A 12,127-nucleotide genomic window follows, 5' to 3' on the forward strand; every position below is an offset into this window, starting at 1 on the left:
TTAAGTACACTCTGTAAAAGAACTAATACGAGGAGATAAAAAACCCGACTGGCTACTGGAGCTCGTCGGCGTTTGCTTCTCTCTCGTGCCCCCTTGCGGCTGGCGGGGCGCAACCTACTCAAAATTCGGATTTGCGCAAGATAAAACTACACCGAAAGTGACAAAAAATTCACCCACCACCCGCAAAGCCCACAAAATCAACCCTTAGCGATTTTTACAAAAATCCATCACCTCAGCAAACTACCCACATCACAGCTGGCCAAAATACAATTTTGCCTCCCAGCTGGTATGTTTCACCGGCCTGAAAGTTGGCTAACAATCTGACTTATTATGGGTATTTGTAAAAATAGGTGGAGATAAGACCATTCTTGCCAGCTGGCAGATGATGGATATATTGCGCGCGTGACGAGAGAACCTGACCACGACCCAAATATTTGGTACCAATGTGACCGCTGCACTGCCTGCTGTAAGTGGCCAGGTGACGTTCGGCTCGAAGATGGCGAGGCGGAAAAAATTGCTGAGTATCTAGAAATGGACTTCAATGAGTTTATTGACCAACTCACTCGTCTACGCAGTGACCGCCAGGGGCTTTCTATAATTGAGAAGGAAAACCACGAATGCAGCATGCTAGAGAATAACCAATGCAAGATTCACGCGGTTAAACCAATCCAGTGCCAGGGGTTTCCCAACAAATGGAATTTTAAAGGATGGCGCCAAGTGTGCCACGCAAAAGCCTACCCGCTAGAAAAAGCCCGCCAGCTCGGGTTTTGCGAATAACTAAATACAAGTCTGAATCCAGCTAGCTGGTCAGCCAGTTGTTAGACTAGAATTTTGGACAAAAAAAACACGCCGTGGCACAAAGCCATGACGTGTATGCTCTAGGGTTATCGCCCCTTGCAGACTAGTCTACAAGGTTATCGACACGTGAGGCGAACTCGAGGTCGATTTCTGTAACGCCACCTGCATCTTCGGTTTTGAGAAATAGAGACACCTTGGTCTCTGCAATCTCAATGACTGGATAATGCTGAGCATCATCGGCCATTTCTGCAAGTTCGTTGACAAAATCAATCGCCTCCGAGAACTCTTCAAAGTCGATGGCGCGGGTAATGAGATCTCCCTCAACTTCCCACTCAGGGCAACGCTTGAGGGCATCTTCCAATTCATCTTCTGGGATCAATTCTTCTGACATGATATTTTGCGGTTCGCTGTGAAAGCTTGTGACCCTTCAAGCGTCTTTGGCAAGCATGTTTCTCTACGATTTTTCATTTTCTTTTTCTCTAGCTGGATGACATGCCATGCACACGCTATATTAATACACAAAACTCATTCACGCTAGGAAGGTTAGAACAAATGACAAAAGTTAAACTATCATCGTAATTTCAACAAGCAGTCGCCGGAATGTGCTGTGTCAGCACATTTTTCACGCTCTCTATCACCGCTAATGTCCCGTGAGTTTGCTAGCAGCTGGCATGAAATCAGTACAGTTGATCGTATTGAGCCATCAACTGGCTCAGCTCGGAGTCGGCTTCAGCTGGCAATTCATAGCCGCCAATGCGCTCGACTAACTGCACACCACGCATGGTTCCAGTGAGAAATGCCGCTTGAATATTTGCCATTTCATTAGAAAAAATCTCTCTCTCGATGATTTCTATCTCAGCAGACTTCGCCAAATCTAATACCAACTGACGTGTGACCCCAGCTAAGCAGCCACTAGATAGCGGCGGCGTCACCCACTTATCAGAAATTTTCACAAAAAGGTTCGAGCCACTTCCTTCGCACAGCTGGTCTTGGGTATTGAGAAATAATGCCTCATCACAGCCGTGCGCGCGAGCTGCTGATAGAGCAACTAAGTTCTCGCTGTAGGCAGTAGATTTTGCCCCCATCAGCGCCGCACGTTCATTACGGCGGAATTCATAAACATGCAGACTGGCACACCCGCTGGTCAACTCAGCTGGAATTGCGCTGACCAGCTCAGTGGTTTGCGCTTGGCTGAGGTCCATGCCAATAGCGCCGGAGCCAGCAGTATAGGTAATGCGAATTCTAGCCACGCCAGTGTCACAGCCATTTTCAGCCATCAATTGATAAACTTTGTCCTCCAGCTCCGCAGCTGGAGAAATCCGCAGTCCACCGATGATTCTAGCGGACTCCAGCAACCTCTTATAATGTAGATCAAATGCTAACACCCTGCCATGGCGCGCCACCAAGGTTTCAAATACGCCGTGACCACAGGTAAAGCCTTGATCATTGATAGAAATACTAGCCAGCTGGGATTCCACCAGCTGCTTATTGAGAAATACTTTAGTCATGGCTAGGCAACATGGTTGAGAGTAGGCCAATTACAAAATCAATCTCCTCATGAGTCACCGAGAATGGCGGCACAAAAGCCAGCACATTGCCATCATCACCGTCAGCTAGCATTAATACACCTGCAGCTAACATTTCTGAGAGAATCTTTCCAGCTAGTGCACCATCTGGAGAACCATCAGCCTGCACCAGCTCAGCGCCTATCATTAGGCCGCGTCCGCGCACTTCTTTGATAGACGGGTGCGCTAGCTGCTCCAGCTGCTTAACGAGATATTCGCTCGCTGATAGGACCATTTCCCCAACTCCATCATCATCTAGCTGGCGCAATGCCTCCAGCGCCATCGCGCAGCCCACTGGATTACCAAGGAAGGTGCTGGTATGTAGCGCCTCGCCGGGAGAAACTGGCCACGCATCCATCACCTCAGCAGTTCCTATACAGGCAGAAATTGGATAACCACCGCTCAGAGCCTTGCCTACACAGATGAGATCGGGAAATACCCCCTGCCACTCGCAGGCAAATAATTTACCCGTCCTATAAAACCCGGTGTAAATTTCGTCGTAAATCAAAACCACACCATTGGCGTCACACCAAGCGCGCAGTTGCGCTAGGAATCCAGCTGGCGGCACCACTTTGCCACCGCGTCCCTGAATCGGCTCAACGATCAATGCGCCCATCTGGCTGGCATCTATCTTCTCCAGCTCGCTAGCTAGCTGTGTAAGATCATCAGCTGTGCGCGGAAATGTTAGCTGAACACTTACCTCCGCCAGCTGGCTGGAAAATGGTTCTTTGAAGCGCGCCAGCCCTACGCTCAACAACGCGCCGTAGCCAAGCCCATGATAACCATTTTTAAAACTAACGATGCCCGCCTTCCCGGTCTTCACTAGCGCGGTTTTTAATGCTGACTCAACAGCCTCAAACCCTGAGTTAGAGAGAATAGATTTTCCAATACCTAATCCCCAGCGCTCGTAGCTGATCTTAGATAACTGCTCACAGAGCTGCGCCTTCAGCTCGGTAGGATGAACGTCGCCCATGCCGTGCACCAGCTGGCCAGCCTGAGCGACCATCGCATCCGCAGTAGATCCGTGGCCCATACCTGCGACCCCAAATGCTGAGGTAAAATCCAGAAATCGATTACCGTCCACATCCCAGACATTTCTCTCTGCAGCTCGCTGCCAAAATACTGGCCAATCATCTGCCATATAGGTGATATTTTGGCATTCGTAGCGACGAAGTTTTTCACTAGCTTGTAGCGACTTCGGTCCCGGTATTTGCGTTTTCAACTCTGGTAACACACAGCCAAGTTAACCTGTCACATTTCAATATCCAGCCGAATATGGCAGTGCATTACGGAATTTGTGATTGATCCCAGCCCGCTAGCCAGCCATTTTAAAGCCCCCTTTCAAACACCCACAATAACCAAACACAAAAATGGATATCGAAAAACTATTCACCCAAATCTCTGAACTAGCCCTTAAATATGGCTCTGACATCCTTATTGCCCTTGTCGTCCTGTTCATTGGCTTTAAGTTAGTCAATCTATTCACCCACGCACTGCATTCCTATTTCCAAAAAGCCGACTACGACGAAGCGCTCGAAACCTTTCTTGTTAGCTTATCCAACATCGGTCTGAAAGCAGTTGTTGCCGTCGCAGCCCTCGGCACAGCTGGCGTTGAAAGTACCTCATTTGCAGCTGTTCTCGCTGCAGGAGGTCTCGCAATCGGCATGGCTCTATCAGGCACACTGCAAAACTTCGCAGGCGGCACACTCATCCTCATGCTGCGTCCATTCAAAGTTGGCGATGTGATCGAATCACAAGGCTACACTGGTAAAGTGGCTGAAATCCAAATTTTCAATACCATCCTCAATACGCCAGATAACAAGCGCATCATCCTTCCTAACGGACCAGTTGCTAACGGTTCACTCGTTAACTACTCAGCTGAAGAAACTCGCCGCGTCGATTTTGTCTTTGGCATCGGCTATGACGACGACATCGATAAAGCACGAAGCATCATCGAAGAAATCTTAAAATCCGACGAGCGCGTACTCAAAGATGAAGACCTCACTATCGTTATTGGCGAGCTGGCTGATAGCTCAGTCAACTTCACCGTGCGCGCATGGGCGAAGAGCGCTGACTACTGGGGCGTCTTCTTCGACACTCAGGAGAAAGTCAAAAAAGCATTCGATGCTCAGGGCGTTTCTATCCCATTCCCACAGACAGACGTGCACCTGCACAAAACTGCCTAGGTCATTTTTCTATCAAACAAAAACACCGCATGGTCTGTCCATGCGGTGTTTTTTTTCGGAAAATAAATAGCCTAACTTAGCGACCCTCTTCGGCATCGATGAAATCAAAGAACGACTGGATATCATCGCGTTCACCTAAGCCAGCGTCATTTTTGCGCATCACTAACTTTTCTGATAAACCGTCGCGGTAACCGCAGTTGCGCATGTAGCTCAGCCACCAGTCGCGCACGCAATCAGCTGGCTTGGCGCCATTTTCATAACACCACTGCAGCGCTTGCTCGTCAGTTAGACCGGCAAGAACCTGCGCTTTCAATGCTTCGTAATCAACGCTCAGAAACTGACAAGTCCACAGGTCCATCGCCTTGCCTAGATTAGCGTGGTAATCGGCATGCAACTCGCCTGCAGCAAACAAACGTATCTTGTCACACATACGTGGAAAATAAACCACACCATCAATCTGCAGTTTCGGGCTGCATGGAATTTTTTGTCCAGTGCTCATGCCCACAGCTAATCCGCCAGCTACTAATAATCAACCCAAAAGCCAGCTGGAAATATTAATCAGCTAGAGCATTTCGCGCATCGTCAAATAGCGGTTAGCTAGCGCAATCGGCAATTCCTTTGCCGTACTATCAATGCAGAAGACACCGTGCTCATGCAGCTCAGCCATCACTTCGTTGCGCTCCTCCAGATACCGCTGCGTCGCTGCATACTCCAGCGATTCTTCAAAACTTTCCACCGCCGTCTCCAACCTATCAGCAATGGATTGCTCGCGCAGGCTAGCTAACAAAGTCACATGCCGCTGGCGCAACATGCGCATCGGCTCAACCAATGAGATGCCGTCTTCACCTCGAATATTACTCAGCATCACCACCATTGACCGGCGCTTCTGCCTAGCTAACAAAGTCCGCGCTGCATGACTGAAATCACTTGGCGCATTGGAAGTTTTATAATCGTAGAGGTGATTGAGAACGGTAGTCATCGCCTGCACACCCTTAACAGGAGGGAGAAACCTCTCATCAGAACCAAAACTAATCACGCCAACGTGATCACCCTGACGCAAAGCGATGTATGCTAACAATAAGGCAGCATTAAGCACATGGTCAAATTGAGGAATACCTCCATCTAATGATCGTAAGCGGCGGCCACAATCAATCGCAATAATGACCGTCTGATCACGTTGCTCTTGGTAATCTCGGCTGATCAAATTCAGCCGCTTCGAGCTCGCCTTCCAATCTATCTGCGCTAAGGAATCGCCCAATTGATAGTCGCGCAGCTGGTGAAACTCCCGGCTCATACCAGCTAGATTGCGCTTCTTAATGCCCATCTGACTAATCTTATTATCCATGGCTAACAACGCGTAGCGCATTACCGGCTCATAGTTTGGATAAACTTTAGTTTCCTGCACCTCACCAGCTCGGCACTTTCTGCGCCACAAGCGCAGCGGTGAGTACAAACGTAGATGCACTGGCTGAAAACTCATGCGCCCGCGTTCGCTAATTTTCACAGGATAGCTCAGCTGCTCAAAGCTAGCTGGCGCCACCCGAAAGCTCCACGGCAACTCATCGGTATGCGCTTGAGCTGGTAGGCCATCGTAAAAATCGCACGCTAACGAAAACCGCGAACGATTGGTCATTTTCACCACTACCGTCTGCTCAATATCGATGGCAAATCGCGTCGGCAAATCGCGCTCAAATTCAGGTTTGGCCTGCAGATAGAGAAGTAAGAGATCGAATAACAAAAAAGCTAACAACAATGCAGCCAAAGCTAACCACAAAACCTGTAGAGAACTCATGACGCTGGCTGCTAGGCCAAGCAGAGTCCACAGAGTGGCTAGGTACAATGAATATCGGGTGACTTGCATCGCTGATAAATTCTAAATAAACCAGCTGGCTTAGATTCTCGGCGCTTCTACCGATTGCACAATCTGGCTCACCGCCTCGTCAACAGTTTGCCCGCTGATGAGGAATTCTGGCGACAGCTGCACACGGTGCCTAAGCACTGGCAAACTCGCGTCCTTCACATCGTCAGGAGTGACAAAATCACGTCCAGCCATCAATGCATAAGCCTTAGCTACTTGGATCAAGCTGATAGCCCCACGAGTTCCAGCCCCCAGGCTAATCACCCCCGTTTCGCGAGTCGCACGGCATAGCTCAACGGCATACTTCACCACCTCGGCAACCACGCGCACATCGGCACATTCCTGCTGTGCTGATAGAATATCTTGCTTAGTACAAACTTCTCTAACGGCATTAGGATTCAATCCTTTGCCACCAGCTCGCTGAGTCACCTGAGAAACAATCATCTCTTCAGTTGCCTTAGCTGGGTAATCAATCACCACCTTCATGAGAAAGCGATCCAGCTGGGCCTCTGGCAATGGATAAGTCCCCTCTTGTTCGATTGGGTTTTCCGTAGCTAGAGTCATGAATGGCGCATCTAGCGGCAAGCTATCACCATCGATGGTTACTTGCTGTTCTTGCATCACCTCTAGCAGAGCTGATTGGGTTTTGGCTGGCGCACGGTTAATTTCATCCGCTAACAAAAGGTTGGTAAATACTGGCCCCTTGCGCAGCTGAAATGTCTGACTTTTCATATCAAACAGGGTAAAGCCTGAAACATCCGATGGCATCAAATCTGGAGTGAACTGAATACGTCCAAAATCAGCGCCAAATGTATTTGCTAGAGCCAAGACCAAGTGGGTCTTACCTAGGCCAGGTTTACCTTCAATCAGTACATGCCCGCCAGCTAGCAATGAGGCTAACACTTGCTTAACAACATCATCTTGCCCCAAAAACACGCGCTTCAGTTCGACCTGAATTTCGTTCATGATAGCCTGCGCACTCCGCGAGCTCACTACGCTTTGTGTGAAAGGATTTGTTTCTTCCATCTCCATAAGTCTATATACGATTAATTAAATTCTGCAGGTTACTGATCAAAGTGTGCATCACACTAGCATCTCTAATTTTAGTCTGAAATAGCGCATTGCGAACAGCGCTAATTTGCAGGCCCAAACTATCAGCTAGACGCACTAACTCATCATCTAAATTTTCATCTTTGGCATTCAGCTTCGACTTGCGCCAAAATTCATTGCGCAGCGGCTGAAGCAGCGCGTCATATTCTTTACGGCGCCATAGAAAACGCCCGAAGCGTTGCAGCTGGCCCGTGTATTCAAGTACATAACTATCGTCGAGGTCTTCAACAGGGCCAAAGCTTGCTAGATTTTTCCACAGCCAGAAAATCACCACAACCACCATCCCTAACAACGGCATCCAAAGATACTTCATCAGCAACTCCCACAAAGAAGTATCCACACCTAACGAGATCATCACCGAACCATCTTCGGCATATGGCGAGAGCTCAATTAAGTTCTGCAAGAAAGCCGCATGATCATGGTATTTGATGAATCGGTTCCTGAATGGTCGCGCATCGGCTAACACTGTGATACGGCCATCGCCGTAGTGTTTGCTCAAAAAGAGATCCTGTGAGCTGGTCTCTCCGTACTCGCCGCTGGTGAGACTATTTTCGCTAAATACATTCAAGCTCGCCCATTGTGCGACCTCAAACTTGTCCATGTCCATCTCGACGGTAATCAACTGGGCACCACGCGAAGCATTCTCGAGCTCTGACTTGTTAGCTTCATCAACCGAGACGTCGGGGTAGACAGGAGTCAAATCCGGAACGGCTAACTCAATCTCTATATGATCAGCCAGTTGGTTGAAGCCAGCCCAGTCATCATACACAGGAGCTTCTGCTACAGTGCGATCGTGGAAGTCGTCCTGCAAGCGGCTCGCTCCATCTAAAAAACAAATTAGATGCCCGCCATTTTCAATCCACATTTCCAGCTCGTACACTTGGCCAGTTGAGATCAACGAACTAGCAGGCACTATCAATGTTGACCATCCGTAGTTGATCTCAGGATAGCCGGTACTCGTTTCCACCACATAACCCTGTGATGATAGAAAACGTTCAGCTGCTAGAAATGGCTTCGATTTTGCCTTTCCTTTAAATCCATCTACCACCTCACGCGTGGCGCGCTGGCCACACGAACTCAGTAGGCTAACAAATATAAGACCTATAGCTAGAGACCTGTACCATCGTCTAAAGCTAGTCATTTGCGCCCCCCTTCTACAGCAGCAAATGGCCAAGCCTCACACAGGCGTCTGACCATTTCACTATCAGTTTGCTGTTGGGCGTATGCTTCTAATATCCACATTTGCGTCAATGATTCAAAATAACTCACCTCACGCTCGACCAACTCAGGCTGGGATTTCACTTTGAGCAAACAATCACGTTCGGTATCGCCACTTTGCACTGGCAAATTTCTATGCGTAACAAACTGCATCAGTGACCCACGATAGAGTAAACTTAAAGCGAGGTGAGTATTGCCATCGCGCCATGCTTGCAGAGCCTCGGACGCGGGATCATTAGACATGCTTTCAGGGCGAATATCCATGCCCATCACCGAGCTAGCTACCGCTTTACGTTCGAGCTTATTTGGTCCAGATGAGATATTTGCGAGCAAACCTAACTGCTTTGATACAAGATAAACAATCCAGCTAACAACACAGATAACCAAGAACCATATAAAGATCTCAACGAGCTTGGCTAGCCAGCCTAAATTCGGAAAACCAGACAACCAAGATAGATCGTGGGAATCCGCATTATTAGATGTGCTTTCCTGAGATACACGAACTTTTCTTGTATGGATAGTGAACTCTTCCCCCTCCATCACCTGCTCAACAGCTTGTTTTGCCTGCGGATAGGCTTCCTCTTCAGCTGATAGATTAGTGCTCCACCCCGCCATTAGGAAAAAGCCAAGGGCGATTAAGGAAATGATAGACGACTTGGATTTATTGACCACACCGTGGATTCGCTCACTCATTCTGCGGAAAGCTAGCTCGACATCCCAACCTTCCGTCAGCGTGCGGCTATTAAGATAAAGAGCAAAACCTGAGCCAACATAAAATGGCTCTAGCAGAGTAATCGCGCACATCTGAATAACAACGATGAACCAAGCAATTTCAGCTGGAATACCATCTGCCTCAGAGAACAGCTGGCCGATGGAAATCCATAGCTCGTTAGCCACTGTTGGTGGCAACATAAACATAATGCCAGCCGCCAGTGCTCCGGTAACAATAAACTCTAGAAATAAACCGGCAAAAGTGGTCATGCTAGCGCCCTCACCACCATTGCGCTCTAGCAAAGCAACGCGATGCCTATAGTCAGTACCTTTGAGCCCCTCGAGCTCAGACACTGGTAGGTTCAATGATCGACCAGGAGAAAATCTGGCCATCAGCAGAGAAAAAGGCAGTCTTTTAATCACCAACTTAGGCCATGCCAATAGAACCTGTTTTGCCGTCGGGCGCGCATCAAACATAGCGCGGCTGAGAATATACAGGGGCAAACGATCATAGATTGGTTTCAACCACCAAACGATAAAGATTATCAATATTGGCCAGTCAGAAAGAACATACGCTAACAAAGCCCACATCGGCCAAATGAGCAGAGCCCACATTTTCCATATATCTAGCAGGTAACGCCTCGTAAGAGCGCAACCTAAATCCACTGACTCCCACGGCGAGCGCGGTCGAATCTCAGCTTGAACTTTATCTAGCTGCATGGAACCTCCTTCCCATCACGAGAAAATACATCAAGGTCACCGACCACATAAAAACGCCAACAGCATATTTAATCTCAGGCTCAACTGGCTGAGCTGACCAAAACCCCTCAATAATGGCGGCAAAGAATGTCATCGCAGCTGCGCCATAAATGAGCGGCAATGAAGCCTTAGCTGACTCTACCAAAGATCGAATCCGCGTTTTTCTACCAGGATTTAAAAATCCTAACCCTAACCTAAGCCCCCCCATACCGGCGATCACCATAGCAACAAGCTCGGGGGCTGAATGGCCAGCTACAAAAGAATAAAATGCCGTCTTATCACAGGCTAGATGAATATAGGCAACAGCCGCGCCAAAAAATAGCCCGTTATAGACAATGAAAAACAGACTCCCTAAACCAGCTAACAAGCCACCTGCGTACAATCTGAAATCAATGCCTACATTGTTGAAAATATAGAAACAGAACATCATGAAGTTAGAACCATGTTGTTCCCGCAAGTTGGCAATTTGATCGTCTGCACTTCCGTACATCGAGTCCATGCTGCGCATCCCCTCTACCCCTAGGACCGCCTGCACCCAGCTTAGATCATTGCCTAGCAAGGCTGGCACAAGAATGGCAATACCAGGTAACAAAAATGCTAAGGTTGCAATGATTAACAAGCGCCACTCAGACCTCACTATAGTAGGGAAATCGATGACAAAAAACTGTAGAACCTTAATCCACGCCCCCGCAGGACGTAGGTATAATAACTTGTGACCACGTATCACCAGCCCATTGAGACGTTCGCACAATGCTAGATCGTACATCCGATAGCGCGCAATCGCCAAGTCGGAGCATAGCTCGCGAAACAGCTTGGGCAATTTAGCTGCAGCCGCGGATTTGCTGCGTCGACCACCCGCCTCTAACTCATTGAGCAGAAGTTCATATTCAGCCCAGCGCGATGCATTTTTCATTTCAAATTCACGTCCCTGCATCTTGCTACTTTCTATCGTTGAGCCACTTGGCAATGGCTAGCAATTTAGCTAAGCCCTCTCTTCCCTCTGATTTGGTCAGCTCAGATGCGTGATCTGATAGCTCCAACTGACGAGCCTCTGACCACTGCCCGGCGCGGTTTTTGAAATCTAATATCGCCGCCTGCTCTTCTCTCTCCAACGGCATCGTTGGCGCAATCGCCTCCAAGGCTGGCGGTAGAGCTGACACTCGCTGCGTGAATGGTCTTTCGTAAATGACCAAGGTATTGGCCGCCATGTCGCCAAGTCGTTGGAACTTCTTAGAAGCAAAACAGCTGAACAAACCAATGCCGTAGAATCCAGGCAAGGCATCCACGCCACGCAGCATATTGCGTAAAAACGACTGCCCAAAGCTGATAGGAATGCCCGATTGATCGACCACCCGTAGGCCCATCGCACGTTTCCCAGGTGAAGCTCCTTTTTTCCCCGCCTCAAACAAAATCTGATAGAACCAATGTAGAATAAACATGCCCAAGAGCAAAACACCTTGGCCAACGTTTTGACCAAGCGCAATACCTACCACTGAGGTGATCATGGCTAAACCAATAAAAATCCCTAACTGGATCATCAGATCAATCGCGTAAGCAAAGCTCCGCACGTACGGCCCAGCGATGCGCAATCGAATCTCGACCCCTTCGGCGAGCTCAATGCTTTGCAATGTATCTATGCGCGGTGGACTATCTGTCATGCTGAAAAAACTCGTCGTAGACTAATCAAATCTATCCAGAGGTCACTCTAAAAAATCAGCGATTAAGAACACATGCAAGAAGGCGTTCAAATACATGAACTTAATCGAACCACTGAAGGCGATTTAGTTAGGGGTTTTATTGCCCCTAAATCACAAGTTTTTCGCAGTCATTCGCACTTACTCAGAACTTATTCACAATAGCTAAGATTGCTTTAATGCATTGATTCATAAGGCTTTTACCTAATCAATAAGTGCAAATAAGCT

The 12,127-nt window shown here is 48.3% G+C and carries 12 protein-coding genes; 2 read left to right on the forward strand and 10 right to left on the reverse strand.

Annotated elements, in window-relative coordinates:
• Positions 1 to 402 precede the first annotated feature (402 nt).
• The gene (locus JIN82_RS00080; protein ID WP_200309489.1) at positions 403 to 777 is read left to right on the forward strand and encodes a YkgJ family cysteine cluster protein; all 375 of its coding nucleotides are present in this window, start codon (positions 403 to 405) and stop codon (positions 775 to 777) included.
• A gap of 124 nt (positions 778 to 901) precedes the next feature.
• Here the strand turns inward: JIN82_RS00080 and JIN82_RS00085 are convergent, their stop codons facing one another.
• The 3 genes from JIN82_RS00085 to JIN82_RS00095 form a co-directional block, all read right to left on the reverse strand.
• Positions 902 to 1,189, reverse strand: a complete 288-nt coding sequence (locus tag JIN82_RS00085; RefSeq protein ID WP_200309490.1) for a 4a-hydroxytetrahydrobiopterin dehydratase — start codon at positions 1,187 to 1,189, stop codon at positions 902 to 904.
• 286 nt (positions 1,190 to 1,475) lie between these two features.
• Positions 1,476 to 2,306, reverse strand: a complete 831-nt coding sequence (locus tag JIN82_RS00090; RefSeq protein WP_200309491.1) for an aminotransferase class IV — start codon at positions 2,304 to 2,306, stop codon at positions 1,476 to 1,478.
• The gene (locus JIN82_RS00095) at positions 2,299 to 3,585 is read right to left on the reverse strand and encodes an aspartate aminotransferase family protein (protein ID WP_234041660.1); all 1,287 of its coding nucleotides are present in this window, start codon (positions 3,583 to 3,585) and stop codon (positions 2,299 to 2,301) included. The genes JIN82_RS00090 and JIN82_RS00095 overlap by 8 nt, the downstream gene beginning before the upstream one ends.
• A gap of 148 nt (positions 3,586 to 3,733) precedes the next feature.
• Between JIN82_RS00095 and JIN82_RS00100 the strand changes: the two genes are divergently transcribed.
• A complete protein-coding gene (locus JIN82_RS00100) occupies positions 3,734 to 4,549 on the forward strand; it encodes a mechanosensitive ion channel family protein (protein ID WP_200309495.1) in 816 nt (271 codons plus the stop codon).
• A 76-nt stretch (positions 4,550 to 4,625) separates the two neighbouring features.
• On the opposite strand, the gene JIN82_RS00105 is transcribed toward JIN82_RS00100, so the two are convergent.
• From JIN82_RS00105 to JIN82_RS00135, 7 genes are all read right to left on the reverse strand, one after another.
• The gene (locus JIN82_RS00105) at positions 4,626 to 5,048 is read right to left on the reverse strand and encodes a DUF5069 domain-containing protein (protein ID WP_200309497.1); all 423 of its coding nucleotides are present in this window, start codon (positions 5,046 to 5,048) and stop codon (positions 4,626 to 4,628) included.
• Positions 5,049 to 5,111: 63 nt separating this feature from the next.
• Positions 5,112 to 6,410 carry a DUF58 domain-containing protein gene (locus JIN82_RS00110; protein ID WP_200309499.1) on the reverse strand — a complete coding sequence of 433 codons (1,299 nt, stop codon included), beginning with the start codon at positions 6,408 to 6,410 and terminating at the stop codon, positions 5,112 to 5,114.
• A 30-nt stretch (positions 6,411 to 6,440) separates the two neighbouring features.
• Positions 6,441 to 7,373 carry an AAA family ATPase gene (locus JIN82_RS00115; protein WP_234041661.1) on the reverse strand — a complete coding sequence of 311 codons (933 nt, stop codon included), beginning with the start codon at positions 7,371 to 7,373 and terminating at the stop codon, positions 6,441 to 6,443.
• A gap of 70 nt (positions 7,374 to 7,443) precedes the next feature.
• Positions 7,444 to 8,658, reverse strand: a complete 1,215-nt coding sequence (locus tag JIN82_RS00120) for a DUF4350 domain-containing protein (protein ID WP_200309503.1) — start codon at positions 8,656 to 8,658, stop codon at positions 7,444 to 7,446.
• The gene (locus JIN82_RS00125; protein ID WP_200309505.1) at positions 8,655 to 9,839 is read right to left on the reverse strand and encodes a hypothetical protein; all 1,185 of its coding nucleotides are present in this window, start codon (positions 9,837 to 9,839) and stop codon (positions 8,655 to 8,657) included. Before JIN82_RS00125 ends, JIN82_RS00120 begins: the two co-directional genes overlap by 4 nt.
• A gap of 313 nt (positions 9,840 to 10,152) precedes the next feature.
• The gene (locus tag JIN82_RS00130; RefSeq protein WP_200309507.1) at positions 10,153 to 11,139 is read right to left on the reverse strand and encodes a stage II sporulation protein M; all 987 of its coding nucleotides are present in this window, start codon (positions 11,137 to 11,139) and stop codon (positions 10,153 to 10,155) included.
• A gap of 4 nt (positions 11,140 to 11,143) precedes the next feature.
• Positions 11,144 to 11,863: an RDD family protein gene (locus JIN82_RS00135; protein WP_200309509.1), complete on the reverse strand. Its 720-nt coding sequence runs from the start codon at positions 11,861 to 11,863 to the stop codon at positions 11,144 to 11,146.
• Between the last annotated feature and the right edge of the window lie 264 nt (positions 11,864 to 12,127).

This window comes from Persicirhabdus sediminis (assembly GCF_016595495.1).
Lineage (GTDB): Bacteria > Verrucomicrobiota > Verrucomicrobiia > Verrucomicrobiales > Akkermansiaceae > Persicirhabdus > Persicirhabdus sediminis.